The following is a 26,113-nucleotide window of genomic DNA, read 5'->3' as shown; positions in this document are numbered from 1 at the left end:
GCATACGATTGCAATCGGATGGCCAATCGAAGGGTGTCGCTGGGCTCGCCTCTCGGCGCGGCGGTGGCGGACGGAATGCATCCAATAATGGCTCAGGCGTAACGAATGATCCGCATGAAAAGGTGCAGCATTGTCGAATTTGAAACTAAGTCCAACCGGCGCCGCCGTCCTCGGCCTTGCGGCCATCGCGGCGATCTACTCGCTGCTGCAGCGAAAACTTCCACCTTTTGAAGCAGGAGACCATGGAACGGTCGTTCTGGCGCAGAAGCAATCTGCCAAAGAATCGGGCGGTCCCACAATCGCGAACTGCCCGGTCTTCCCGGCTTCCAATGTGTGGAACACGCCGGTGGACGGCCTGCCCAAGGATCCCCGCTCGGCCGCCTACCTCGAGGTGATGCGCCCCATCAATCGCCTGCATCCCGACTTTGGCACAGACCCGGCCTATGGCATTCCATTTACGGTAACCCCGCCAAGTACACGCCGGATACCGATTGAATTCGAATACCGTGACGATAGTGACCTGGGAAATTACCCGATTCCTCCGGACGCGCCGATCGAGGGTGGCGCTCATCCTAAGGATGACGGCGATCGCCACGTCATCGTGATCGAGGCGCAGCGCTGCATGCTTTACGAGTTGTTCGCCGCGAAAAAGGTATCGGACGGTCGCTGGAAGGCCGCATCCGGAATCCGCATGGATCTCGAGAGCAACGCATTGCGTCCGCCGGACAAGACATCCGCAGACGCCGCAGGCCTGCCCATCCTGCCGGGCCTTGTCCGCTACGAAGAGGTGGCCTCCGGAGAGATCCGGCATGCACTGCGATTCACCACAACACGGACCCAGGCGGCATACATTTGGCCTGCCCGCCACTTTGCCTCGCCTCATCGTGACTCGAACTTCCCGCCCATGGGCGAGCGCTTCCGGCTACGGGCGGACTTTGATGCCTCGGGTTACCCGGCTGCCGACAAGGTAATCATCACCGCGCTGAAGAAGTACGGCATGCTCCTGGCCGACAACGGTGGAGATATGTACCTGAGCGGAGTGCCGGACAAGCGCTGGAATGACGATGACCTGCATAAGCTTTCGAACATCAAGGCCGCAGACTTCGAGGCGGTGGATGAGACCAGTCTGCAGATGCTGGGCGATTCGGCGCGCGCCGATCCACTCTCGATCCCGCGTCCATAAGCTACTGGCCCATCTTTGATCGGACCTTCAGAGTGAGGTAGACCAGCGCCAGCAATCCCAGTGCGATGAGGATGGAGCATCGCAGAATGAAGGGCAAAGGATCCTTCGTCAGGAAGATGTTCCTTCTCTCCGCCATGTTCTGCAGCGCAAGGATCATGCCGCCATACATGAACATCCACGGGGAGAGCGCTCGGGAGAGGAACCATCCCGCCGTCAGAAATCCCGTCAGGGCCAGCAGGAGCAACTTTGCGATCCCCTGGATTTCTGGCGCGCCCCCCGCAGAACCGTCTGCCAGCTCAGCAGTTCCCCATCCGGGGACAATGACTGCCGGGCCGGACGGTACGGCCATGCCGGGAATCGCCTCGGTCTGTTTTGACCGTGCCAGCATCATCGCCCATGCGTCTTTTGGTGAAGCTGGTGCCGCGGCCATCGGCTGCCCAGACTCTTCCGTCGCGGGCGTTGCTGTGCCCAGGCGAACTGTCGTCCGTATGCTGACGAAGAGGAACATCACCCAGCACGAGAAGCCAAGGAATCCATCCTCGGCGGCGCACTGCATGATGGAGTTGTGAGCGGTGATGTAATTCAGTTCGCCGAAGCGATCATGCCCAATGCCCAGCAGGGGATGCGTCTTGATGAATTCAATGCCCATCACCCAGGCGTCAAGGCGATCCGCGCCCGCCTCTACCGAGACATCTCGACCGCCCGACCAGCCGAACGCCAGCGAACCCGCAAAGAGTGTGCCTGCCACGATGATGGCGGGAATCGTTCCAATTCGCCGGCGCGCCGACAGGATCACAATCGCCATCAGGCCCACGCCCGCGCCACGAGAGTGCGCCAGGAACAGTCCGGTGAGCAGGCAAGCGACGGGAAGTCCGATGGTGAAAATGTTCAGGAAGGTGCTGCGTTGCCGGAACAGAAACACGCATGGGATCAGGCTGACCACGACTTGCGAGAAGTCGTTGGGGTCGTTGACCAGGCCAAGTCCGCGCAAACGCCGGAGAGTTCCCTCGCCATAAAGGTATAGGCTGGGCGACACGTTTGCAGTCAGGTCCAGGTAGCCGTGGACGATGAAGTACAGCGCGCCTAGAAAGAGCGCAAGGATGATCAGTTGGAAGTGACGCTTGGTCTTGCAGTTCAGCGCTGTCAGGAAGTAGCCGAAGACCACCGGCAGGAACGCATAGAACTCTGCAGCGCCTTCGCGCATGGAGGTGTTCAGCATCAGCGAGATGGTGATCACGATCCACAGCGTAAAGATCGCCCAGGTCTGCGGCCGCTGCAGCAATCGTGACGGCCCCACGGCAGGCAGCGAAGTAACAATCGCAAGAAGCGAGATGATGATCTCGACGTGATACACGTGCAGATCGCCAAAGAGCACGGGCGGGCTGACGAAAGCCGTGAGCATGTAGAGCAGCGTGAAGAAAAAGGCCACGGCTCAGGCCCGCCCTTTCGACTTCACAAATTGACCCGTTGCAGCTGCGAATACTGTCATTGCGCGGCGGGCCCTATCAACAGGCCGCATGCCTCGATGTCGGCATGTGCCTCCTGCATGCGAGCTGCATCTTCAGGCCGGTAGAACTGGGGATTGGGACGCCATCGCAGGGGTGCGATGTCCTCCGTCCAGTCGCGGCCTGCGGACAGCGCCTCGCGCTTCAGAGTGTCGTTGAGCGTAGCAGAGCTTGCCAGGCAGCCGACACCGTTCTCTTCTACCCACCGTCTCGGCTCGTAGGCGTGCGAGGTATTCACGAAGTCTGTTAACTGTGCGCCAAGCGCGGCAGGCTTCAGCAGTCGCCCGGTTTCCGGCGTAATGAAGACGCGCGAACCAATTTCTGCATGCTCCAACATGCCAACCGGCGTGTTCGCGAACATGGCTTCAACGACCGCGACGCACGAGCCCTCGCGCAGCGACAGGATGACGCTGGTCTTCGCATGCACCAGGTTGTCATGCAGTTCCTGGTCCGTAACGTTTTCGCGCAGCTCGAAGCGATCGCGCACACCATAGGCACCGGCCTCATCCAGGATCGTCTCGCGCGAACGGCCTGGTTCGCTCTGGCCGTTCAGCACGATTCGGAAGCTTCGCGGAACATCCTGCAACGCACGGAAAAATGCGTAGTGGCGCTTATACTTCGCGAAGTTCGCAAGCATGAAGATGTCGATGTTCTTCTCAGTCTTGGGGACAGGCCGGAATTCGCGGTCATCAACCCAGTTGGAGGCATACAGCGGCAGCATGCTGTACTTCGAGTCCATGCGCGGGAAGTAGGTCAGATCCTTCGTATTGCTGATGAGCGTGATGATCTTGTCCGGGTAAACCCGCGGGAACAGGTAGGTGTACACCGAGTGTGGCGGGCACCACGAGGGCGAGACGACCAGCGTGTACCGGCTGGCAAAGCGCGCAAGATCCGTCGCCTTCGCGAGTCGGGCCATCTGGTTTTCGAACGAGACGAAGACCACACCCTTTTCACGTTCGCTGACGTATGGCTTCAGAATCATGCCTTTTGAGATTCGCCGCGAAGCAGGGTCCGGCAGCAGTTCCTCCCAGACAATTTCGGCAGGATTGATTCGATTCAAAACGCGCTCGATGGCGCTTTCCGCTTGCAGGACCAGCGAACCGTCGCTGGCGAGTCGTGCCGCGGCGCACAGGTCGCGCAGGGAGGCGATTGCCGCCCTGGTGTTCGGCGCCTCGGATCTCGCCGCCCGCTGAATCTTGTATCGGGCAAGGGTATTGCGGACTGTGGGGTTGTAGCGGAGGAAGTCCTCCGCCTCGATCTTCAGCCTAGCGATCATGCAGCCTCATCTACGGGTATCTCTGCGGTGCCTGCATCTTTACTGTGTGCGGTAGACCTTCAGGTCGCCGTAGTACGGATCCGGAAAATTTCCCACCAGGGTGCTTCGCTGGACCAGGTCTGCGAGGTACTGGTTCATGTCCTCGTAAAATTCGGCATCCCATGGTTCGCCCTGCGTCATCATCCGGTCACCCAGGACAAAGTAGTGAACGCCAAACTGCTCCTGCGCCATGCGGGGTGTCGTGCGCTCATACGACAGGTAGGTGTGGTCGTGCATTGCAAGCCAGAAGGTAATGGTGCCATAGACCGGCTCGCCCGCAGGCACAACGCTATTGAGCTCCGCGGCCACCTTGTTGTAGTTGGCGTGGCTGGCAGCGCGCAGCAAGAGCAGGTTTGATCCGAACTGCATGGCGATCAGCAGGCCCGCGGCGTAGAGAACGGGCTTGCGCCATCGCTGCTGTGAAAGCGTAATCGCCACGCAGGCTCCGATGACGAGTGCCGTGAAAGGGGCCGTCAGGGCAAAGTAGCGCGAAGATTTGTTTGCCGTTTCGATGAACCAGAACACGGTCGGGACGAAGAGCAGCAGTTCCAGCCAGAACCATGTGCGGCGATACCGCCACAGCAGGAAGGTCGCGGCGAGGAAGCAGGCCGGGATCAGGATGCGTACAGGCACCCACTCCAGGCCGCCGTGGAGCTGGTGCAGGCCGAGCATGTCAGCGTAGCGCTTGCACTCGTGCGCCAGCTTCAACATCTGGCCTTCGTGCGTGCGGGCAAGGTACTCTGCTCGGAAGCCCTTCTTGCCCAGGGGACTCGTCAGGATCCACGCGACAAAGGGACCCAGTCCGGCCGCGAAACCAGCGGTGTACAGCAATGCACCTCGCAGGGGGAACCGCCCGCCGCGATGATCGATCACGATCGCAAGTAATCCGAACGAGATCACAAAGCCGAGCACCGTGATGTGGAACATGGCCGCGAGGGCGATCAGGATGCCCGACGCGAAAGCCCATAGCATTTGTGGCGATCTGGCATAGCGCACCATGGCCCACAGGCTCAGCATGACTGCCATGGTGGTCAGCGCTTCAGGCCGGGCGGTGCGCGCACTTGCTACCAGGAAGTTGTCGGTTGCTGCCACCAGCACGGCGACGATGGCGCCGTTCCTTCCAAGGACGTCCAGCCCGATCCGGTAGACGGCCAGCAGCACAATGATGGCTGCGACCACCGACCCCAGACGGGCCTGCACCTGGCCGACGCCCAGCATGCGAAAGACGCCTGAGATGACAATTGCCGTTCCCGGCGGACGGGCATCGAAGTGGTTCTCAATATCGTTTGGACCAATGGCGGGGTCTGCCACGCCATGCCCGTGCGCCAGCGAATAGCCCGGTCCCGTGTACCAGCTCTCATCGGTGACCCATCGGTAGGACAGATAAGGGAGCACCTGGACCAGCAGGGTCACCACCGCCAGCAACAACCAACGCCAGTTTTGCGACTGAGAAGCAGTTCGCCGTCCGTTTATTCCACTTGATGTTGGTGCTGCGACAGAATTCAACAAAATCTCCAGATGAAACGAGTTGCAGGGATCGGTGTCACGTCGTCGGATGGTACGACATTTCGCGCTCTGCGGGAATCAACCGCCTGGGGTAGGAAGGATCTTCCGGCGTGTGACGCAGCAGCAGATTGGGATGACGAAAGCAAGCTCAAAATCTACCTTCGGGGGACTGGAAAACCCGCAAACCCGTGCACATCACGGCTTGCTATCTTCTTGCATCCCCAATCAGTTCGGCTTTCTCCCGGCCGTTCCATTCTCGCAGGTGATTCCTTTGAAACAGCTTCTTGCCCTCGCCCTCGCGTCGCTGGCCACTGCCGGCGTGCTTCAAGCCCAGACCCTTACCCCAGCGCAGGCCCGCATGGTGGGCGGCTGCACCATCTATCCATCGGACAATATCTGGAACACGCCGATCAACGGTCTTCCCGCCGATCCGGATTCTGCTGTGTACATCAACACCATTGGCAAGAGCTACGCGCTGCACCCGGACTTCGGCCGCGACGCCTCGAACGGCATCCCGATCAACGTCGTAGACAGCACCGCGACCAAGGTTACGACGACCTTTGAGGACAAGGACGACAGCGACAAAGGGCCTTATCCCGTGGGCACCAGTGCCAACGCGCTGGTAGAGGGCGGTCCTCACCCCAAGTCCGGCGACGATCACCACTTCCTGACAGTGGTCGGCGCACCGAAGTGCGCGCTGTATGAGATGTACAACGTCACACCGATCACCTCCGCAGGCACGGTCGGGCGTAAGGCGAATGGCACCATCCACGCCTACGAGGGCAACTACGTCGACCTCACCAGCAACCAGCTTCGCCCCCTGCCTGCTAACTCGCCCATGGGCTTGAATTCCGCCGACGCTGCCGGTCTTGAGATCATGCCGGCCCTCGTCCGGTATGACGAAGTCGCCTCCGGCCAGATCAACCATGCGCTGCGGTTCACCCTGCCCATGACCCGTGCCGCCTTCGTCTGGCCCGCCCGGCATTACGCCAGCAGCAACACCAGCACCACGCTGCTGCCGATGGGCGCGCGAATCCGCCTGAAATCCAGCTTCAACACGGCGGGCTTCTCCGCGAAGAACCAGGCAATTCTGAACGCACTCAAGACCTACGGAGCCATCCTCGCGGATAACGGATCGCCCCTTTACCTGTCCGGCACACCCGATGTGCGCTGGGACGATGATGACCTTCACAACCTCGGCAAAATCACCTTTAACGACTTTGAAGTGGTCAGCCTGAGCGCCATTGCCGATCTGGAGTACCTGCCGAACTCCGGCAAGGTAGATCCGGAAGCCAAGCTAAAGTAGATGCGCGCAAGGGAAAGGGCCACCCTGTGACAGGGTGGCCCTTGAATCTTGCTTCGTCCCGAACTAGTTCCGTGCGAGCTGTATTGCCTCCGTTGCGGGCTTGCGGAGAGCGTTCCTCACAACCTCGCCTGCAACTTCCGCAGAGTTCAGGCGGGTACCGCGCAGAAAGGTGGTCTTGTTTGCATAGTCTGTGTCCGCTGCTGCGGTCCGAAGCTGAGCCTCACCCTGCTGCGAGAAGGCCGCGTAGTCCTTCCAGCCATCTTCGCCGCAGACCACGACGAAGTGCCAGTCGCCTGAGATGTTGGAGTTTGCCGCGGCCGTACGCGCCATGCTGACCTGGTTCTCACAGGTTTGCTTCTCAGTGCTCGTCATGGTATCGAGATTGCCACCCATGCAAACCTTCGTCTGGGCGATCGCAGAGAGGGAGATGACCAACGTAGCAGCGAGTACCAAAGCATTGCGCATAAAGGACCTCAGTATTCCTTCGCGTGCAAGGAATAACTTGATCCTAGGGTCATCATTGGTACTTGTCTAGAACATAGTGGTAAATTTGTGCCACACTTTGGTGGTAGTTACCACCGCGCGAGCGGGTTCATGAGTTGTAACGTCTGAGCCTGAAACAGTTCCGGTTCCGGTGCGGGGGAGATCCGCTGCACATGCGTTGCACGGCCCACACCGGGCTGATTCCAGCCTCCCTGGAAGGCAAAACCCAACGAAAACCCAGCATTGGCAGCTATCTCTTCGGTCTCTGGTGTGAAGGCGCTTGCCGATCCGACGGGATACGCAAGGGAGTGGATGGGCCTGCCAAGCTCCTTTTGGAGGACGCGACGTGATTCTGTAAGCTCCCAACGCTGATCCTCGGGCGATTGCTGGCTCAGGATGGTATGGGAACAGGTGTGGGAGCCGAACTCCATGCCGGCATTCGCCATCGTGCGGGCCTCATCCCAGTCCAGAAACCTCCGTCCGGGTGCCGGTGGGTTGCAACCGGCACTCGCTCGCAGCCCCTCGAGGAACTTCTCGCCGTTCCGGTTTTCCGGCTTCTTGTAGTGGCGCAGCAGCTGCCGGATGGCCACCTCGCGGTCGTCTCCCAGTGTGACCTGCAACTGCGATGGATAACTCACCTCGACAGATGGTCGCGTGGTATTCCTCACCAGGTAGGCAATCTCATCCCACCAGGGCACCGCATCGCTGCCAACGTACTGGATGACCGGAAAGAAGATGGCGGGGACGCCTTGACTCTGCAGCACGGGGAAGGCATCCCGGTAGTTATCGAGGTAGCCGTCATCAAAGGTGATCGCTGCGTACGTGCGCTTGAGCGGTTGCTTGCCGGTCAGCAGCGCCTCCAACTCCTCGCCAGCCACGATGGGCATGCGTTTCCGAAGGAAGCGGATCTGCTCGTCGAGTCCTTCGGCAGTCTGGCTGAAGACGCCACGATCAAAGCGTGTCTGGCTCGCGTCACCGATGCGGTGATGGTTTACCACCAGCACCCCAGGTCGTAACGGCAGGGCATCGAGGAGTGCGAACACACCCGATCTCTTCAGGAAACGTGACAGGAAAAGGCGTTTGGACATGGTCAAGCTGCAGGAACTCGCTCTGCTGCTGAAGAATACGACAGAATGCGCCGACGGGCTATGACCCTATCGGCGAAGCCGATCCTTCGCGGAACGATAGAACCGCATCACCCGTTCCAACAGGGTCATCGGAAGATAGCTCATCACAAAAAGTGCGATCAGCCTGCGCTGCCGCGGCTTCCGCCGCAATGACCGGAGGGCGTGCCGCCGGACGGCCTTGCTATCGCGCAGCTTGAACTTTTCTTCCGCCACCCATTCATTCGCTTCCACCAGCACACGATCCACGTCCTGCTTTCGCAGCCGGCCTTCCGTGTCGTTTGCTACGGCCTTCTCCACGGTCGCGAGGAAGTTGATGGCCGTGGCATCGGTATAGCGGGTGAGACGATCCGGCCTGCCCTTTCGATACTGGATGGCAGACACGTCCAGCAAGCCAACAGGGCCGGCTTTACATGTACGGAGATGAAAGTCATAGTCCTCGCCGGAGTGCTTGAGCGTCTCATCGAAGCCGCCGACCAGTAGTGCTCGGTCGCGCCGCAGCATCACGGTCGAGGTGTGGACCAGGCTGCCAAGAATCATGGGCGCGAAGATGTCGCCGAAGAAGAAGCGCACCGCGCTCTCCTGCTGGGTTGCCTCCGCAGGCATGGAACGGACGGCTTCCGCCGCCATGCTGCCTGAGAACAGCGTGTCCATCTGGTGGTGTTGATAGGCGCTGTACATCGTCCTCAGGTGCCGCGCCTCAAGGAATGCGCCCGTGTGGTCGATCGCCTCCATGTCCGTCCAGACCATGCCGATCTCGGGCCTCTCTCGCATACAGGCGAGCTGAGCTGCCAGCTTCCACGGCATCCAGCGATCGTCAGAATCCAGAAATGCGATGAAGTCGCCCTTGGCTGCTCGAAGCCCCGTATTCCGCGCGTGCGAGACGCCCGCGTTCTGCTGGTAGATGTAGCGCAGCCTCGTGTCGCCCTGGAAGTGCGCAGCGACGAGATTGCCCGTCCCGTCGGTCGAACCATCATCGACGATGATCAGTTCCCAGTCTGTGTGGGTCTGTGCGAGGACGCAGTCGAGCGTCTCCAGCAGGCAGTCTGCACGGTTGTAGGTCGGAACCAGGACGCTGACAAGTTGGCCGCTCATCGGCTCTTCTCCACCGATGGCTTCGTGAAGGTGGCCATCTTCCCGATCAGTCTGCCAAGGCCCTTTGCGAGCCGGCTCTTCCACGGGTGCGGCTCCAGCATCCACTCTTCGCCCACCTCTTCCACGGTTTCACTGAAGACCCGTTTCGTGGCGGAGATACCGGCCAGAGGATCGTCGCCGCCTTCCTTCAGCGTGACGCCGCCCATATCGAACCAGGTCCCACCGTTTTCGCGGGTCCAGCGAACCAGGTCCCAAAGCAGGGGATGGCTGATGGAGATTCCGCGGTGCTCCGGGCCCAGTTCCGCTGATCCGGCTGCGCGGTACTCCGCATGGTCGCCGTGCATGCAGCCCCATGCGAAGCCAAGCATGGTGTCCGGTGCGACTGCATCGGCAGACGGGAACAATCCGACCACGCGCGACATTCCCGGTTCTGCTTCGGAGAACTTCAGGATGGACGGCCAGTCGGGAATGCGGAAGGTGCCTCCGCTGCGTTCCATAGCCTTCTGCTGCAGGGCGGTCAACGCCACGGCAAATTGTGGCTCCGTGAGGACGCGGATGACAGCACCAGCCTTCTCGGCGTCGCGCAGGCGCTTCCTCAGAGATTTCCGAGTGGCGAGCAGAGCCTCATCCGGCTGATCGACCGGCAGAGTCAGCGTGTGCCGATAGCTTCGCGGTGGCACGGACGTGAAGCCGTTCGCACGCAACAGTTCGTGCATCTTCTCCCGGTCTTCCCGAAGGAAGATCTCGATATTCAGGCGCAATACCTTGCTGTCAGCCTTTGCGATCTCCGTGAGCCGCTGGATCGCGGCGGACCAGGTGTGCATAGGCCAGCCATAGCCGAAACGCTGCACCCGAAGAAAAACGTGCCCGGGCAGAATGCGGCTGCCATCCCGCTGCACTACAAGTGATGTAATCCGTCGTCCGGCTGGCCCCAGCACATCGACATGAAGAACGGAACCCTTGGGCTGGGTCTGGGCCCACGCGGCGCGATGCGACAGCGGTAGCAGTGTTCCCTCAAACAGGGTGTCTGCTTCGACTGCACGCCAGGTTTCGTCCACTCGCGTTGAAGCTTCGCGGCTCATGTTCTCCATCGTTCGCATGTCTATCGACCGGCCCGTGCAGCGGTGCCGCGTCGTCTTATGGAAGCCGTCGTAAACCGAGCAAGGATACTTCCAACCGGCGCCGAGCACGGCATCGCTACCAGTAGGGATAACTGGTAGTTCGCACAACCGGCTGCCAGCAACTGACTTTTAACGGGATCTTGCACGGGTCACATCGACTGTAACAGTATGCATCGGGAGCGATGCAGCATCTCATCGTCTTAGGGGACGGCACAGTTTGGCATAGCTGCCGCCGAAAGAGACCATCCCCCGGAAGCGGCGCTACACAGATTGCCAAGCAAGTATTGCGAAACGGAGCCATGAGAACGGTCTCGAACGTCGAACGATCCATGGTGTTTTGCATCAATTTTCATCATGCCCCGTTGATACCGCGAGATTTCACATATCGGCGTGAAGCATCTGCGCGCACAAAGTCAAACAGGGGATAACGTTAGTAGCAAGCACCAAGGGAGAAACACAAGATGAAGCAAATGATGATCGCGGGCCTGTTTGTGGCTATGGCTGCAACCCAGGCACACGCGCAGATCAATGCAGGCGAGCAGAAGCCGGAAGCGAGCACGCCCTTCAACCTGACAAAGGTCACCACGCTGAACCTGCCCTGGCGCATCGCCTTTCTGCCGGATGGCCGGATGCTGATCACCGAAAAGGTCGGGCCGGTATGGCTCGTCACGCAGACCGGCGAGAAGACGCCCGTCGCCAACGTTCCCACGGTCCTTGCGAAGGGCCAGGGCGGTATGCTCGGTATCTATCTTTCGCCGCATTACGCTTCCGACCACTCTGTGTACCTGGCTTACTCGGAGCCGGGTGAGCCTGGTGGTTCCAGCCTCGCCCTGGCGCGTGCGAAGCTCACGCTCGGCAGTGGTACGGCAAGCCTGGATGACCTGAAGGTCATCTGGCGAGACGGCGAGCGTGGTCTCGGCGGCCAGTTCGGCGCAGCAGTCGCATTCTCTCCAGATGGCAAGTACCTGTTCCTGACTTCAGGAGATCGTCAGCGCTTTACGCCCGCGCAGGACCCGAATCAGCCGCTGGGCAAGATCCTCCGGCTGACGCTCGATGGCAAGCCCGCACCCGGCAATCCGATGGCAGGCAAGAAGGGCACACCCACTGTGCCCGTGATCGATCCACCAGCCGATACTGAAGCCGCAAAGACCGCCCCCGTTCTGCGCACTTACACGTTCCCCGGCGCAAACCTGACGCCGTCTGAAACGTGGAGCAGCGGACACCGCACACCCTACGGCCTCGCCTTCTCGCCGGACGGCAAGCTGTGGGAGGTGGAGCACGGTCCCAAGGGTGGCGATGAGCTGAACCTGATCCAGCCCGGTAAGAACTACGGCTGGCCGCTGGCTTCCTACGCGACCAACTACAACGGCGTTCCCATTCCCAGCCCGGATACGCGTTCCGACCTGGTGAAGCCCGTCATCTACTGGACGCCGATCATCGCTCCCGGCAACATCATGTTCTACACCGGAAACATGTTCCCGGCGCTGAAGGGTTCCGCACTCGTCGGCGGCATGGCGAGCCACACCATCAACCACATCGTCTTCGACGGCAAAGGCGGCGCGAAGCCTGCAGAACGCTGGGACACGGGCACTCTCCGTGTTCGCGATATCGAGCAGGCACCGGACGGCGCGCTCTGGATCCTGGAAGACGCCAATCCCGGCGGCGTCTATCGTGTGACACCGAAGTAATCCGTTTGCACTGCCACTAAGAAGAAGGCCCTGACAGTTCTCAGGGCCTTCTTCCGTTGCCGTCTTCGCGCGATGAATCAGCAGGATCGTAGCGCTATATCTCGGAAGGCTGGCTACGGATGCGGCGTAAGAACGACGGGCCCGATCAACCCGTAGTCCTGCACCAGTCCGCGCTTTTGCACGGTCGGCTCGACCGACGCCAGCCGGTTGTTTAAGGTCGTCGCCACGCGCACCTGGATGCGGTTCGCGCCGGCATGCAGATAAGGTCCGACTTCGGCAATGGCGCTGATCTGATTGACCGGGATGTTCTTCCCGTTGAGTGTCAGTGTGAACGAGTCCAAGACCTCTCCAAGGCTAAGCATCGCATCAGAGCCAGGCCTCCAGTCTGCCGGCAGATCGAAGCTGGCCGTGTAAGTGCCGATGCCGCTCACATCCTTGATCGCCGAAATCTGCGGCCATGGCTTCAGTCCATCCACATCGAGCTGCACGGTCTGCTTCGAGGTCTCGGCAGCCTGCGCGCCAGTGGCACCATAAGGATTTGCGGGCTTCCAGTCTTCCACCGACAGATGCCATTTCAGGTTTGTCAGATCGATCGGCGTCCCCGCCGTCTTTCCGGCCGCTGTCATCACTGGAGCAATGCCTGCCATGGGCGTTGTACTCAGAGCGATGATGGCCGCATCGTCGCCGGCGAGTTCCAGCGGAATGGTCACGCCATCCTTGCCGGGGGTGTAGTCCTTGATGGGCGTGATGGTGCCCGTCCAGGCATCCAGCCGATATGGCTTGCCGCGGCCTTGCAGATGCATGTCACCATGGAAGGCTTTGGGGCTTGCGGGTTCAAACAGGTTGGTCGGTTCGTTCGGCGGCGTGACCATTGCCTGGTTGTAGAGAAAGTAGAAGTCCGCGCCCTTTGCTGCATCGTGACGATGCTGCGTGATCAGCGGCGACGGTGCCGCAGGTTCCGCGGCAGGATGAAGGCCCAATGACAGGAGCAGTGCGGGGACATCACCCTCATGGGCCGCGGTGTGCACGTTCTTCAGCTTTGTCATCTCAGCCATCACGGCTTGCAGATCGGCATCACCCGTCGGCGCGCGACCGGGTGTCGTGTTCGGCGCAGCGCCCACGATGACGATGGGGAGCCCGGCCTTGGCCATCGCGAGAATCCTGCGCGCCGTGTCGACCGGCATGGAGGTCTTCACAGGGTCGTAGTTGGGCTGCTGTTCGCTATCAAGGATCAGCGCCTTGTACGCGGCCTTGTTCATTGCAAGGCGCCCGCCGCTCACCGTTGCATTCGGCAGAGCGAGCAACATGGGATCCAGATAGTCGCGCGTGTACCCCGCCTCCTGCAGCTTCAGGTCGGGCCAGATATGGAAGCCGCCCTTCACCTGCATGGGCTGCGGGAACTGGTAGCTCAGCATGTACACGGCGACGTCCACCTTCGCATCGCCCTGCGTCAGCACCTGCTGCGTACGCGCCAGGTAGTCGTTGTAGATCGGCGCATCGGCCCAGAAAGGATTGCGCGGTCCCCAGGCGTTCGAAAATCCAGCAGGACCGAATGAGTGGTAGCCCGGCCACTTGTTGTCCGCGGCATCGCGGTAGGGATACACGTGATAGACCAGCTTCGTCACGCCCGCGGCATACTCTCGATGCATGCGGACCACCGCATCCTGAAAGGTCTGCGCGTAAGCCTTGTTCAGCGCGGCGCAGCACTCGGTGGAGTACCACGTATTGCCCGTCATGTGGTTCGCAGAAGCAATCGGCAGAAAGCTGTCGATCTCGTCCCCGAAGAAGAGCGACTCGGTCTCAGGCCGGTCGACAACCGCTGCGGCTGCTATCTCATCCGGCGTTGCGTTCGTGACCTCTCCGTATGGCTGCAGACGCAGGCGATAGTTGAAGGTGTGCAGCCACGCTGCCATGGGCTTCAGGTGCTTCTCAATCCAAAGCTCCGTCCGCACAGCGTTCAAGTCATTGCGCACGCGCGCCGCGCTGCCGTCACGGAAGGTAAAGCTGGCACTGAAGAGGGCAGGCGCGTTGGCAGTCAGCGAATAGCCTCGTCGCGCCTTGAATTCCGCCTCCATGTTGTTCGTCCACAACTCCGTCGGGCTGCCACGATCCGCGGAGTGCGAGTCATAAAAGACATCGCCGCCATTCTGCTTCAGCAGCGACTTCACCTCCGGTGTCCAGTCCGCCTCCATGCCGTGGATCAGCTCCTCCGTCCCTTCCTTGCTGAACAGATCCGGTTGCGCGGCAGTGCCCTGCGACCACAGAGCGATCACCTGCCACTGACCGCCCGATGGCGGCGTCCACTTCAGATGGCCCGATGTCGAGCCGCCGCCGACGCCGCTCGTGTCCGTCTCTGTAAGCTTTGAAGTAACGTCGATCATGGAAGCCGCGTCGAGCGTCACGGGACCATTCGCTTCACAAGAGGCCTGCGCGCAGCGGTAAGCGAGTACCGCAATCAGCGTGCTGCGGCGCGGCGGCAGCGGCGCCGGGGGACGGCCGGCATTGCCACCTCCGCCGAAGCCACGCGGAGCCTGTGGCAACGGCGCCTTGAGCACGAGATCGACGGACGCTCCTTCAGCAGCCTTCGTCGCGGTGAAGACCAGCGTCTTCCGCACATTGTCCTTATCGAAGCTGTAACCGTCCGGAGCTGTCGTTGACCCGTGGCTCAGGCTGACCTTCAGCCCCTGCTGATTCGCAGCCTGCAGAATCGCGATCAATTGCGGCGTCTTCGGAAATGCGCCCTGCCCGATCTCAAGGCCGCCGATGCCGGCCTGCTTCATCGCGAGGATTTCCGTCCGCAATTCGTCGGAAGACAGGTCAGCCGGTGTGTTCACCCGGACCCAGGGCCGATCCGCAGCGGGCGGGTGGGCGAAGGTCTCCTGCGTCAGTCGCGTCACTGGGTTCAACGCAGTCCACGCGGGATGCGGTGTTGCGATGGTTGCGTTCTGCGCCAGCAGCCTGCCGGTGCTGAGAAGAAGGACGGAGCCCAAGTTGGATACGACGGTTGACCTCATGCCGGGTAGTACTCCTGAACGGAATGCGCCCGTCTGCAGATGTCTTCACAAATCGTGGAGCGATCTACGCCATGGCGACGCCATACTACGGCACGGAGATTGGAAGTGGGAAGAAGTATCTGTATTGAAATCCGTCTGCGGGAAGAGGGCTACAGCGCCAAAATGTTTTATGGACGAAGCGCGGATGCCAGCAGGGAAGCCCGTGTCACCACGCGGTGGTTCACGTAGTTGTAGGGCGCAACCGTCTGTCCGCGCAGCAGCGACATGCCCAGGTTGATCAAGGCAGGTCCATAGCTCGCGGGTTCATGTGAGATGGAGCCCACCATCGGAGATGTCCGCCGCTTCATCTCCGTCACCACATCCGGAATGCAATCCTGTCCGGCAATGGCGATATGCCGCTCGCGTTTGAGGCGGCGTGCCGCATCGATTGCGCCGAGCGCGCTGGCGTCTGTCGCCGCAGCAATCAGCAGGTGTCGTATTTTCGGATTTTTTTCAAGATAAGCGGTCACCAGCCGATCGCTTCGCTCGCGCAGACCGCGACCATCGATGCGTGCGTAAGCATCTTGCGGCAGGTTGGGTATCTGGGCGCGGATGGCCTCAAACGCGCCGGAGATGCGGCCCTGCACCAGTTGACCGGCCTCCGGAAGATCGAGCCCAAGCACCGCCTCCACCTTGCCGCCCCACACCTCGTTCGCGTGATTCACCAGCAGGTCGCCGGCTGCCATGCCGACACGGTAGTTATCCACGCCGAAGAACGTCGCGTTGGGGTGTGGGATATCGATGGCGATGAACGGTATGTTGGCTGCGGCGATCTTGTCGCCGATGATGGCCGCAACGTCGTGCTCCACCTGGAACTCGATTACGAGATCCACGCGCTTCTTTACGAAGGTCTCCGCGTTATGAACCGCCGTGGCGCCGTCGTACTTGTTGTCCAGGATGACGAGGTTCACGCCTGCACCCGAAGCCGCCGCGATCAGACTCTTCTTTACCTCGTTCGAGAACTGCAGGTCTTCGCTCTGCGATCCAAAGCCGAAGGTCAGCTTGCTGGGCCGCGCCACGTGGCGATAGGCGCCGTCCGATGTCTTGGCAAGATAACCGCGATGAACCAGTGTGTTCAGCGCGCGGTAGACCGTGGCCTTCGACGTGCCAGTGCGACGGCGCACCTCTTCCAGAGTCATGGCGCGCGATTCCGCCTGCAGTAGTTCAAGGATGTCCAGGCTCTTCAGGAGCACCGGGATCAGGTAAAGATTTTTTACTGCCTTTGCCAACGATTTCTCCGCGGTATAGCCGGATGATACGCGGCTACTGGATCGACTTCAGATAATTGCCATAGCCGACGATCAACGTCGATCCAATCAACAGGGTAAGGCCAAGCGCGACAAGGGTCTTGGTGCGGCGTGACGTGCCCGTCCACTCCTTCAGGAAGATGCCCCACAGCGTGGCAAAGATGATGATCGATGCCATGTGCAGCGTCCACGAGGAGAAGTCGTACTTACCCATCTTCGTCTGGCCAAGCGAGTAAAAGAAGAACTGGAAGTACCAGACCACGCCCGCAAGCGCAGCGAACAGGTAGTTCTTCGAAAGTCGCGAACCGCTCAGCCGGCCATCGACCGTCTCTGGATCGATAATGCTGCCGGCATGCTGCGCGGCCTGCATCGGATTGATGCCGGGCTCACCTGCAAACTGCCGCGCGGACTTGTTGCGCAGGATCAGAACCACGGACCACACAAAGTTGGTCACAAAGCCGCCCCACAGAACGACGACCAGCACCGGCAGGTTCTGCCAGAGATCGAGGTGACCCTCGGCGACAAGGCGCTCCTTCGCAATAGCTGCGATGGGCGCACCTGCTGCCAGGCCGAAGGCAAAGAACGAACTCATGATGCCGGCGAAGACGGCAACCAGCAGACCCCGGCCAAGCGAGAAGTCCGTCTCACCAGCCTCGGCTTTCTCTTCTTCGGTGATCTCGTTCTCCTTGGACCAGCCGGCTGCGCCATTGATGGCCACGGCGATCAGGCAGACAAGGATGCCCAGCAGGATCACCTGTCCGGAGCGTTCATTCATGATGGTGTGCATCTCGCCCGCGTAGATCGGCGGAATCAGCGTGCCGAAGGCGGTGCATAGACCAAGCGAGACCGCGTAGCCGAGCGCAATGCCGAGATAGCGGATGGACAGGCCAAAGGTCAGACCGCCGATGCCCCAAAGCATGCCAAAGAGCACGGCAAAGCCAATCGAGCGATGCGGCGCGGCTTGGATGATCGCAAAGAAATGCGGCACGAAGAGGGAAGCGATGACCAGCGGCGCAAGGATCCACGCGGCGACACCCTGAACGATCCAGTAGATCTCCCACGACCAGCGCTTGATACCGCGGAAGGGGATGAAGTTGGTCGCGGACGCAAAGCCGCCGATCCAGTGGTAGAGAATGCCGATGAAAGGATTGGAGCCCATGTGCCTCGCCGTGTCGCGGTAGCCTGTTCGCGCGCGGAACCACTTTACAGGCTTTGAGCAACAAAAATCCAAAGCAGAAAAGAACTCTCTATTGAACTGGATGTCTCGGCTCCGATACAGTTACCGGGGCGGCTTTTGCCGCTGAAGCTGGGCGTGAAGGGAATTGGTGAAGAGTATGGCATCGCAGGCACTGAACGCAGCACTCGACGGATTTCGCATTGAGGTGCCTTCGTGGGGCTTCGCCAACACAGGCACGCGCTTCGGCAAGTTCGCGCAGGCTGCCGCAGCCACGTCCATTGAAGAGAAATTCGCGGACGCGGGACAGGTCCACGCGTTGACCGGTGCCAGCCCGACCGTGGCGCTGCACGTCCTGTGGGACATGCCGAACGGCGTTGCGGACGTGCCGAAGATCCGCGAGCTGGAGCAGCGCTATGGCGTAAAGGCCGGGTCCATCAATCCCAATCTCTTCCAGGCGCAGGAGTACAAGTTCGGCTCCATGTCGAACCCGGACCCGGCGATCCGCCGCCACGCGCTCGATCACCTGCTGGAGTCCATCGAGATCGGCAAGGCACTCGGCTCGCGCGACATCTCCATCTGGGACGCGGACGGCTCGAATTACCCCGGCACGCAATCCATCAAGCGTCGCATTGAGTGGCTGGAGGAGATCCTGGTCACAGCCCATAACGCCACCACGGAAGACCAGCGACTGCTGATCGAGTACAAGCCGTTCGAGCCGGCTTTCTATCACACGGACATCGCCGATTGGGGTATGGCTCTGCACCTGGCCCGCACCGCCGGACCACGTGCCAAGGTGCTCGTCGACACCGGCCACCACGCGCTCGGCACCAACATCGAACAGATCGTCGCATGGCTCCTGCACGTAGATGCCCTCGGCGGCTTCCACTTCAACGACCGCAAGTATGCTGACGACGATCTGACCATCGGCTCCATCGATCCCTACCAGGTCTTCCGCATCTTCCACGAAATCCTGAGCGCGCCTGCTTCAAAGACGGAAGGCGTGGCCTACATGATCGATCAGAGCCACAACCTGAAGGGCAAGATGGAGGCAATGGTCCAGAGCGTCGTCACCGCGCAGGAACTCTTCGCACGCGCAGCTCTGGTCGACCGTGAAACGCTCACAGCTCTGCAGGACAAGTGCGCTCTCGTGGAAGCGGAGGAGTGCTTCCGCGATGCCTTCTGGACGGATGTCCGCCCGTCCGTAAAGGCATGGCGCGAGGAGCGTGGTCTGCCTGCGAATCCGCTGCTTTCGTTGAAGGAGAGTGCTTACGTGGAGAAGGCAGCAGCAGCTCGCGGTGCGAAGAATGCCGGTAGCGTTTCAAGCTACGCCTGATCTCCGCAGCACCTTACTGTGCACCAAAGGCTCTGTCATCCTGAGCGGAGCGCAGCGTAGTCGAAGGACCTGCATTCCGATCGACAACCCACCAATGTGGTTGGGAAGCCTCGCGAGCAGCGCTCATATTTGTGGCATGCCTGCAGAATGCAGGTCCTTCGACTGCGCCCTGCGGGCTCCGCTCAGGATGACAGAGTGTTACGGAGGCGCGGACTGCGCTTCGGCACTACTTACCTGGCCCGGGCCGATAGCGAATCGTGTAGAAACCGCCGAAGACTGTCAGCAGCACGCCCCACCAGACGGTGGGGTGAAGCTCATGCAACACGGTCGGCGCTTCGTTGCCGGTGATCCACGCCCACACGCCGTACGGCAGCAGCGCCAGACCGTAGGCCAGCGTCATGATGCCGACGAAGAACCAGATGCTGAGTGCCTCGCCCCTGCCTGTACCCTCTGCCATGTGCGGCCTCCTTCGACCTCGTGCTGCGGTGGTTCGCCGTGCTTAGAACAGGTAGATGTTGAACGCGACCAGCACAACGGCCACGACGCAGGCCCAGAACGCAGGCTTCTGCCAAAGCGTGCGCGCGCCGTCGTCCGGGATGACGGTTGCGCCGTAAACCAGGCCGTTCAGTTCCGCTTCGGGCTTCGGCCTGGTCATCAGGCTGACGACGACCGTGACGGCGACGCAGATCAGCCAGCTCCACAGGGCGCGATACATGTTCTCAGCCATCGGCTGTGCGTCTGCGGAGAGGGCGATGTGGGCCAGCGCCGCACGACCGCCTGTCTGCACATAGGCAAACATGCCGATGGAGCTGAGCGTTCCTGCCAGCAGTCCCCAGAAGCCGCCTGCAGCCGTTGCGCGCTTCCACATCATGCCGAGGATGACCGTGCCAAAGAGCGGTGCGATGAAGAAGCTGAAGAGCGCCTGCACGTAGTCCATGATGGAACTCGCATGCGCGACCAGATACGCAGTCCCTACCGATACCAGCATGCCGACGACGGTGGACATACGGCCCATCGTCACCAGTTGCTTGTCGGTCGCCTTCCTGTTCATGTACGCGCCATACAAGTCGTACGTCCACACGGTTGAGAAGGCGGATACGTTACCGGCCATGCCGCTCATAAAGCCCGCGACCAGTGCGGTGATGCCAAGGCCAAGCAGTCCCGGTCCGCAGTACCGGACCAGCATTAGCGGCAGCACTTCGTCATAGGCATGCATGCCGGGGTGGGCGGCCGCCACGTCGGACGGCACCAGGTGCATCAACGATCCATCAGAGTTCTTCAGCACAGCCAGCGCGATCAGGCCGGGGATGATGACGATCAGCGGCACGGCCATCTTGAACGCGGCACCGATCACCGGAGCCATTTTGGCAGCGCGCAGATCCTTCGCGGAGAGCACGCGCTGGACGACGAGGAAATCGGTGGTCCAGTAGCCGAAGCTGATGACACCCATCAGGCCGAAGACGATGCCCGTCCAGTGGATGCCCATGGGGTTGGTGTTGAAGTGCCCCAGCGTCGACCACATATGGGTGTAATCGGAGGAGCCGACGTTGCGTGCGATCTGTGCCTTCAGGTTGGTCCAGCCACCGGCCTCGATCAGGCCGAGGATGGGGATAAGGCCGGCACCGGCCCAGATCAGCACAAACTGCAGCACCTCGTTGATGATGGCGGAACGCAGACCGCCCAGCATGACGTACAGCGCAACCGTTGCCGCGCCAACCCAGATGGAGAACGTCATGTTCCAGCCGAGCACGGTACGCATGACCACGGCCATCGCGTACATGTTCACGCCCGACATCAGGATGGTCATCAATCCAAAGCTTGCTGCGGCCAGACCGCGCGCACCCTCACCGAAACGCAGCTTCAGGTAGCCGGGCACAGAGTGCGTCTTGGAGATGTAATAGAACGGCATCATCACAACGCCGAGGAAGAGCATCGCGGGAATGGCTCCGACCCAGTACCAATGCATCGCCAGGATGCCGTACTGGTAGGCGGATCCAGCCCAACCCATCAGTTCCAGCGAGCCAAGATTCGCCGACACGAAGCTCAGACCGGCGATCCACGCCGTCATCTCGCGGCCAGCCAGGAAGAACTCTTCGCTGGTGTTGGTCGAACCCTTCACATAGAAACCGATGAACACCACCACGCAGAAATAAAGCGCGAGAATAACGATGTCGAGCGGTGCGAGGTGGGTCAGGGACGCCCTTGCGGGCAGGGCGAAGAGGAGAAAGGGCAGCGGCATGGTTGGCCTTCAGGGTGTATCTGCATGCCTGCGACGCCAGCGGCATGGGTGAAGCACGGCGCTGTCCGCATCCCTGCAGACAGCGCCCCCTTTGTACAGGACTTCGGCCCTACGAGTAAATCCGGCGTGCCAGCAGATTTTCGATCTGCTCCTGCTTGCCCGAACGCGGCTGCGGATTGATGGCCGCGGCCTCAGACTTCGCGGCAATCTCATCCAGCGAGACCTTGCCGGACAACATAGCCTGCGCCTCAGGCGTCTTCCATCCCGCGTAACGCTCGGTCAGAAGGGCGTCGTAGGTACCCTCTTCAATCAGCTTCGCAGCGGACAGGAAGGCACGTGCGCACATGTCCACACCGCCCACGTGAGCGGCCACCAGGTCTTCCTCGGTGAAGCTCTGACGACGAACCTTTGCGTCGAAGTTGCAGCCACCCTTGCCCAGGCCACCAGCCTTGATGACGTGATACATCGACATCGTCATCGTCCACAGGTCATTGGGGAACTGGTCGGTGTCCCAGCCCAGCAGGGCATCGCCGCGGTTGATATCCAGCGAGCCCAGAATGCCAAGCGCGCCCGCCGTTGCAATCTCGTGCTCGAAGCTGTGGCCCGCAAGCGTCGCGTGATTTGCTTCCAGGTTTACGCGGACTTCGTTCTCCAGGCCATACTTTTTCAGGAAGCCATAGACCGTCGCCGCGTCAAAGTCGTACTGGTGCGCCGTAGGCTCCTTGGGCTTCGGCTCAATCAGGATCTGGCCTTCGAAACCGATCTTGTGCTTGTACTCAACCACCAACGACAGGAAGCGGCCCATCTGCTCCAGCTCCTGCTTCATGTTGGTGTTCAGCAGCGTCTCATAGCCCTCGCGGCCGCCCCACAGCACGTAGTTCGAACCGCCAAGTTGCTTCGTCGCATCCATGCAATGCTTCACGGTCGTGGCGCACCATGCGAAGACTTCCGGATCAGGATTGGTCGAAGCACCAGCCATAAAGCGTGGGTGCGAGAACAGGTTTGCCGTGCCCCACAGCAGCTTTGTGCTGCTCTTCGCCATCTTCTCCTGGAGGTAGTCCACGATGGTGTGGAAGTTACCCAGTGTCTCCTTCAGCGTGTCACCGGCAGGCGCGATGTCTGCGTCATGGAAGCAGAAGAAGGGCAGACCCAGCACGCGGAAGAAATCGAACGCTGCATCTGCCTTGACCTTGGCCTGTGCGATCGGGTCGCCGGCTGTCATCCACGGACGGTTGATCGTCGGGCCGCCGAACGGATCACTGCCGTTCATGGCAAAGCTGTGCCAGTACGCAACGGCGAACCGCAGGTGCTCGCCAAGCGGCTTGCCCATCACGACGCGGTCCGCGTCGTAATACTGGTAGGCCATCGGGTTCGTGCTCTCCACGCCCTCAAACTTCACCGCCGGAAAGTTACTGAAAACAGTGTCAGACAAGTAGGTTCTCCAATTCTGCGTAAGTCGGTTGTTGTTGCCGTTCGCGGGGGATGCGTCGGGCCTAAGTCGCGGTCTGCCGAAGCTCTGGATATTGTTCGATCAGTGCGGTGTTGTAAGTCTTGCGAGCTGCCTGGTACAGCGGAAGGTACTCGGTCCTGCCGTGCGCGGACTTACCCTCATCCACGGTGACGAGACGTTCGGTAAGTTCCGCAAAGCTTGTGGGTGCACCGCTGTGCTGGCCGAAGGCATACATCGCCTGGATCGCCGCGCCAAGGCAGCCGGCCTCTTCTTCCAGCGGCACCTGGATCAGCGCACCGGTGGCGTCCGCCAGCATCTGGCGCCATCCACTGGAACGCGCACCGCCGCCGATGACGAGGATCTTCGTCGCAGGCTTGCCTTCCAGGATCAGGTCGAGTCCATTCAGAATGCCGAAGGTGACGCCCTCAATCGCGCTGCGCACCAGGTTTGCAGGCGAGAAGTTTGTCGCATTCAATCCCAGGATGCTGCCACGCGCGCCCGGCAGATCCGGTGTGCGTTCGCCGTTCAGGAAGGGCAGGAACGTGATGCCTTCGGCACCCGGTGTCGTGCCTTCCAGGACCGGATCGATATTTTCGACAGTCCATCCCAACAGGTGCAGCGTCTGCGTCACCACGTTGGTCGCGTTCATCGTGCATACCAGTGGTAGCCATCCACCCGAAGACGAGCAGAACGGAGCCACGCTGCTGTCCGGGTTTTGCAGAGGCGCTTCACGGAACGAGTACACCGTGGACGAGGTGCCCAGGCTCAATGTCACGACGCCCTCACGCACATTGCCTGTGCCGATGGCGCCCATCATGTTGTCGCCGCCGCCTGTTGCCACAATGCAGTCCGTCGACAGGCCAAGCTCCGCGGCCACATCCGCTTTGACCGTACCCACGATCTGATTCGCAGTCAGCAGTGGCGGCAGAGCAGCCGTCAACTGGCCGCTGCCACCGTCGATCAGATCAAGAATCTCGCTGATCCAGGCGCGCGTACGCACATCGAAGAAGGCCGTGCCGGAGGCGTCCCCATACTCCGCGAAGATCTCGCCCGTCAGCCAGAAATTCAGGTACTCGTGCGGCAGGAGAATGTGGCGGATCCGTGCGAAATTATCCGGCTCCATCTCGCGCAGCCACAGCAGTTTTGAGACGGTATAGCCCGTCATCGGCAGGATGCCGAAGCGGCGGATCGCCTCGCTCTTGCCGCCCATTAACTTTACAAGCTCTGCGTTCTGCGGCGCCGTCTCCGTGTCATTCCAGAGCTTCGCGGCGCGGATGACCTGCTTGTTCTCGTCGAGCACCACTAGGCCGTGCTGCTGGCCGGAGACGGAGATCGCCTTCACCTCACCACCATGCGAACCTGCTGCCTGCAGCACCGTGCTACGCAGGGCATCGACCCACCACTGCGGCAGCTGCTCGCGAGCGCCGTTCGCCCGTTCAATCAGGTCGTGCTTCGCGTAGCCGCGCCCGTGGACCGTGCCATCACCAGAGATCAGGAGAGCCTTCGTACCCTGGGTCCCACAGTCGATTCCCAAGTACATGTCAGGCTCCATCCTTCACGTTCGAATCGCGTTTCAGTGCCGTCGCTGGTGAGCACACGATCTGCCCGCGAGACCCAGCGCCGGTATTAAGTTTATGGCCCAAACTATATTGCCGTGAGCTGCCGCTGTCAATGCAAGTCGCATGGCCGGTGATCGTGGTGACAGATACAACATACCCTCTCGAGGTGCCGCTCCGGTGCCCTTCGAGAGCGGCAGATCAGGACGCCGTAGAGGTCATCGCCAGCGACGGGCGAGTACCCGTCTCGTCATGCGTGGAGCGGTGATAGCTCGCGTGGCGTTGCATCAGCATAGCGGCCGATCCGCTTAGTCGCGCCAGCTCTGCATCGCCTGCCGCGTGCAATCGTGGAGCCTCACCCGCCAGCATCGACGAGGCAAGCTCCTTCCACACAATCGGGCCGCAGCGTTCCCACGCGGCCGTGATATCGCCAACGACCAGGATCAGCTCCGGCGACAGCGCCGCCGTGATCATGCGAAGGCCACGGCCCAGAGCAACGGCCTGCTCCGTGATGACGCGAATCGCCGTGGCGTCGCCGTCCTCGGCGAGGCCCATCAGTTCGTAGATGTCCTGCACCTTCCGTCGGCCCGCAGCGTTAAAGCTACGGATCGGCGCGCGAGATGAAGCGACCATCTCCCAGCAGCCCTTCTGGCCGCATTGGCACAGTGGTCCCGCAGGGTCGACAGAGACGTGACCGAACTCACCCGCAAGACCGTTGTAGCCGGACTGCATCACGCCGCCCGCAAGGATGGCCGTACCCACGCCCTCTGCAACGGCGACCAGTACAACATTCTTCGCTCCCTGCAGACGTCCATACCAAAGCTCTGACAACAGGCAAACATTCGCATCGTTATCCAGCTCCACCTGCAACCCCGATTCGCGCTCCAGCGCGGCTCTCAGGTCGAAGTCCTGCCACTTCATATTGGGAGCCAGCAGGACACGCTGTGTCACAGGATGCACGCGTCCCTGAATGCTGACACCGACGCCCTCGAACGACTTGCCGGCATGTTCCGCACGCAGCGCCTTCATGCGCTTGCCAATCTGCGCGACGGTACGCCGAAGGTCGCTGGAGCTGGTGATGATCTCGCGCGAAAGGAATCTCCCGCTCAGGTCGACCACGGCAAGGATCGCGCGGTCGGGCCGAAGGTCCAGAGCAAACGTCACCATGGCGCTGTTGACGGAGAGCATCGTCGAAGGCCGGCCGCGCGCCGCCTTGATCACCGCGCCCTCGCGCACCCAGTTCTCCTCAATGAGCTGTTCGACGATGGCGGACACAGTGCTGGGCCGTAGACCGGAGAGACGCGAGAGGTCTGCCCGCGCCAGCGGCTGGTTGAAACGGATCAGTTCGAGAATGATGTCGCGATTGATGTCCCGCGCAATGTCGCTGGAGACGGGCTGCACAGACGCAAGATCAATCCTGCGAATGCCACGCGTCCGATCGTTGCGGGATGGCTCGTGCGTTGGTTGACTCATCGTTATCGTCGGCTAACGCAATGGTACGACAACGAAGCCGCGAAAGACTCTCATAAGAGTTGCGTCCCCATCCAGCAACAAAGCGGGTGCCCCATCCATGCGCAGCCCTACCGCGCATGTGTGGGATCCAGAAGTTCGTGCCCCCCACAGAATGCGAATCCCGCACATCGCAAAGTGCGCGATGTACGCGGCACCCAATCTCGACACTCTTCAGGATCTTGTCATCTTCAGCGAAACGCAGCGCAGCGAAATGCAGTCG

The 26,113-nt window shown here is 61.0% G+C and carries 19 protein-coding genes; 4 read left to right on the top strand and 15 right to left on the bottom strand.

Annotated features, from left to right (window positions below; all coding sequences use genetic code 11):
* Nucleotides 1-139 precede the first annotated feature (139 nt).
* Complete coding sequence (locus BLW03_RS03510) at nt 140-1,183, top strand: hypothetical protein (protein WP_212733121.1); 1,044 nt, start codon at nt 140-142, stop codon at nt 1,181-1,183.
* 1 nt (nt 1,184) lies between these two features.
* Here BLW03_RS03510 and BLW03_RS03505 read toward each other — a convergent pair whose 3' ends face one another.
* Genes BLW03_RS03505 through BLW03_RS03495 form a run of 3 tightly spaced genes read right to left on the bottom strand, consistent with a single transcriptional unit; the run spans nt 1,185 to nt 5,431 of the window.
* Nucleotides 1,185-2,612 (bottom strand): O-antigen ligase family protein, encoded by a 1,428-nt coding sequence (locus BLW03_RS03505; RefSeq protein WP_074652370.1) that lies wholly within the window; start codon nt 2,610-2,612, stop codon nt 1,185-1,187.
* Between the two features lie 56 nt (nt 2,613-2,668).
* Entirely contained in the window at nt 2,669-3,964 is a 1,296-nt protein-coding gene (locus BLW03_RS03500) for a glycosyltransferase (RefSeq protein WP_074652369.1), read from the bottom strand.
* Between the two features lie 39 nt (nt 3,965-4,003).
* The gene (locus BLW03_RS03495) at nt 4,004-5,431 is read right to left on the bottom strand and encodes an ArnT family glycosyltransferase (protein ID WP_244501940.1); all 1,428 of its coding nucleotides are present in this window, start codon (nt 5,429-5,431) and stop codon (nt 4,004-4,006) included.
* Between the two features lie 349 nt (nt 5,432-5,780).
* Between BLW03_RS03495 and BLW03_RS03490 the strand changes: the two genes are divergently transcribed.
* The gene (locus BLW03_RS03490) at nt 5,781-6,815 is read left to right on the top strand and encodes a hypothetical protein (RefSeq protein ID WP_212733120.1); all 1,035 of its coding nucleotides are present in this window, start codon (nt 5,781-5,783) and stop codon (nt 6,813-6,815) included.
* 63 nt (nt 6,816-6,878) lie between these two features.
* Here BLW03_RS03490 and BLW03_RS03485 read toward each other — a convergent pair whose 3' ends face one another.
* The 4 genes from BLW03_RS03485 to BLW03_RS03470 all read right to left on the bottom strand — a co-directional run bounded on the left by BLW03_RS03485 (nt 6,879) and on the right by BLW03_RS03470 (nt 10,599).
* Nucleotides 6,879-7,280 (bottom strand): hypothetical protein, encoded by a 402-nt coding sequence (locus BLW03_RS03485; protein ID WP_074652366.1) that lies wholly within the window; start codon nt 7,278-7,280, stop codon nt 6,879-6,881.
* Between the two features lie 107 nt (nt 7,281-7,387).
* On the bottom strand, nt 7,388-8,386 hold the full coding sequence (locus tag BLW03_RS03480) for a polysaccharide deacetylase family protein (RefSeq protein WP_074652365.1): 999 nt from the start codon (nt 8,384-8,386) through the stop codon (nt 7,388-7,390).
* A gap of 66 nt (nt 8,387-8,452) precedes the next feature.
* Nucleotides 8,453-9,517 carry a glycosyltransferase family 2 protein gene (locus BLW03_RS03475; RefSeq protein ID WP_074652364.1) on the bottom strand — a complete coding sequence of 355 codons (1,065 nt, stop codon included), beginning with the start codon at nt 9,515-9,517 and terminating at the stop codon, nt 8,453-8,455.
* A complete protein-coding gene (locus BLW03_RS03470; protein ID WP_170834945.1) occupies nt 9,514-10,599 on the bottom strand; it encodes a GNAT family N-acetyltransferase in 1,086 nt (361 codons plus the stop codon). Before BLW03_RS03470 ends, BLW03_RS03475 begins: the two co-directional genes overlap by 4 nt.
* A gap of 500 nt (nt 10,600-11,099) precedes the next feature.
* Between BLW03_RS03470 and BLW03_RS03465 the strand changes: the two genes are divergently transcribed.
* Nucleotides 11,100-12,326 (top strand): PQQ-dependent sugar dehydrogenase, encoded by a 1,227-nt coding sequence (locus tag BLW03_RS03465; RefSeq protein ID WP_074652362.1) that lies wholly within the window; start codon nt 11,100-11,102, stop codon nt 12,324-12,326.
* Nucleotides 12,327-12,439: 113 nt separating this feature from the next.
* Here BLW03_RS03465 and BLW03_RS03460 read toward each other — a convergent pair whose 3' ends face one another.
* From BLW03_RS03460 to BLW03_RS03450, 3 genes are all read right to left on the bottom strand, one after another.
* A complete protein-coding gene (locus BLW03_RS03460; RefSeq protein ID WP_074652361.1) occupies nt 12,440-15,340 on the bottom strand; it encodes a glycosyl hydrolase in 2,901 nt (966 codons plus the stop codon).
* Between the two features lie 167 nt (nt 15,341-15,507).
* Entirely contained in the window at nt 15,508-16,608 is a 1,101-nt protein-coding gene (locus BLW03_RS03455) for a substrate-binding domain-containing protein (RefSeq protein WP_074652360.1), read from the bottom strand.
* 34 nt (nt 16,609-16,642) lie between these two features.
* Nucleotides 16,643-17,785 (bottom strand): L-rhamnose/proton symporter RhaT, encoded by a 1,143-nt coding sequence (locus BLW03_RS03450; protein ID WP_074652359.1) that lies wholly within the window; start codon nt 17,783-17,785, stop codon nt 16,643-16,645.
* A gap of 175 nt (nt 17,786-17,960) precedes the next feature.
* On the opposite strand from BLW03_RS03450, the gene BLW03_RS03445 reads away from it, so the two are divergent.
* Nucleotides 17,961-19,136: a sugar isomerase gene (locus BLW03_RS03445; protein WP_074652358.1), complete on the top strand. Its 1,176-nt coding sequence runs from the start codon at nt 17,961-17,963 to the stop codon at nt 19,134-19,136.
* Nucleotides 19,137-19,362: 226 nt separating this feature from the next.
* On the opposite strand, the gene BLW03_RS03440 is transcribed toward BLW03_RS03445, so the two are convergent.
* From BLW03_RS03440 to BLW03_RS03420, 5 genes are all read right to left on the bottom strand, one after another.
* The gene (locus BLW03_RS03440; protein WP_074652357.1) at nt 19,363-19,593 is read right to left on the bottom strand and encodes a hypothetical protein; all 231 of its coding nucleotides are present in this window, start codon (nt 19,591-19,593) and stop codon (nt 19,363-19,365) included.
* Between the two features lie 42 nt (nt 19,594-19,635).
* The gene (locus tag BLW03_RS03435) at nt 19,636-21,375 is read right to left on the bottom strand and encodes a sodium:solute symporter family protein (RefSeq protein WP_074652356.1); all 1,740 of its coding nucleotides are present in this window, start codon (nt 21,373-21,375) and stop codon (nt 19,636-19,638) included.
* Between the two features lie 109 nt (nt 21,376-21,484).
* Nucleotides 21,485-22,807, bottom strand: a complete 1,323-nt coding sequence (xylA, locus tag BLW03_RS03430) for a xylose isomerase (protein WP_074652355.1) — start codon at nt 22,805-22,807, stop codon at nt 21,485-21,487.
* A 61-nt stretch (nt 22,808-22,868) separates the two neighbouring features.
* Entirely contained in the window at nt 22,869-24,365 is a 1,497-nt protein-coding gene (gene xylB, locus BLW03_RS03425) for a xylulokinase (protein WP_074652354.1), read from the bottom strand.
* A gap of 217 nt (nt 24,366-24,582) precedes the next feature.
* Entirely contained in the window at nt 24,583-25,854 is a 1,272-nt protein-coding gene (locus BLW03_RS03420) for an ROK family transcriptional regulator (protein ID WP_074652353.1), read from the bottom strand.
* Nucleotides 25,855-26,113: the final 259 nt, after the last annotated feature.

It is taken from the genome of Terriglobus roseus (genome assembly GCF_900105625.1).
GTDB classification, from domain to species: domain Bacteria; phylum Acidobacteriota; class Terriglobia; order Terriglobales; family Acidobacteriaceae; genus Terriglobus; species Terriglobus roseus_B.
The sequence above is the reverse complement of the archived record's forward strand: the minus strand, read 5'-3'. Positions and strand labels throughout refer to the sequence as shown.

Excerpts from the sequence above, each read along its gene's own strand:
- BLW03_RS03450 (WP_074652359.1), bottom strand. The coding sequence starts at position 17,785 with ATGGGCTCCAATCCTTTCATCGGCATTCTCTACCACTGGATCGGCGGC.
- BLW03_RS03475 (WP_074652364.1), bottom strand. The coding sequence starts at position 9,517 with ATGAGCGGCCAACTTGTCAGCGTCCTGGTTCCGACCTACAACCGTGCA.
- BLW03_RS03445 (WP_074652358.1), top strand. The coding sequence starts at position 17,961 with ATGGCATCGCAGGCACTGAACGCAGCACTCGACGGATTTCGCATTGAG.
- BLW03_RS03485 (WP_074652366.1), bottom strand. The coding sequence starts at position 7,280 with ATGCGCAATGCTTTGGTACTCGCTGCTACGTTGGTCATCTCCCTCTCT.
- BLW03_RS03460 (WP_074652361.1), bottom strand. The coding sequence starts at position 15,340 with ATGAGGTCAACCGTCGTATCCAACTTGGGCTCCGTCCTTCTTCTCAGC.
- BLW03_RS03480 (WP_074652365.1), bottom strand. The coding sequence starts at position 8,386 with ATGTCCAAACGCCTTTTCCTGTCACGTTTCCTGAAGAGATCGGGTGTG.
- BLW03_RS03435 (WP_074652356.1), bottom strand. The coding sequence starts at position 21,375 with ATGCCGCTGCCCTTTCTCCTCTTCGCCCTGCCCGCAAGGGCGTCCCTG.
- BLW03_RS03470 (WP_170834945.1), bottom strand. The coding sequence starts at position 10,599 with ATGAGCCGCGAAGCTTCAACGCGAGTGGACGAAACCTGGCGTGCAGTC.
- BLW03_RS03465 (WP_074652362.1), top strand. The coding sequence starts at position 11,100 with ATGAAGCAAATGATGATCGCGGGCCTGTTTGTGGCTATGGCTGCAACC.
- BLW03_RS03500 (WP_074652369.1), bottom strand. The coding sequence starts at position 3,964 with ATGATCGCTAGGCTGAAGATCGAGGCGGAGGACTTCCTCCGCTACAAC.
- BLW03_RS03420 (WP_074652353.1), bottom strand. The coding sequence starts at position 25,854 with ATGAGTCAACCAACGCACGAGCCATCCCGCAACGATCGGACGCGTGGC.
- BLW03_RS03440 (WP_074652357.1), bottom strand. The coding sequence starts at position 19,593 with ATGGCAGAGGGTACAGGCAGGGGCGAGGCACTCAGCATCTGGTTCTTC.
- xylB (WP_074652354.1), bottom strand. The coding sequence starts at position 24,365 with ATGTACTTGGGAATCGACTGTGGGACCCAGGGTACGAAGGCTCTCCTG.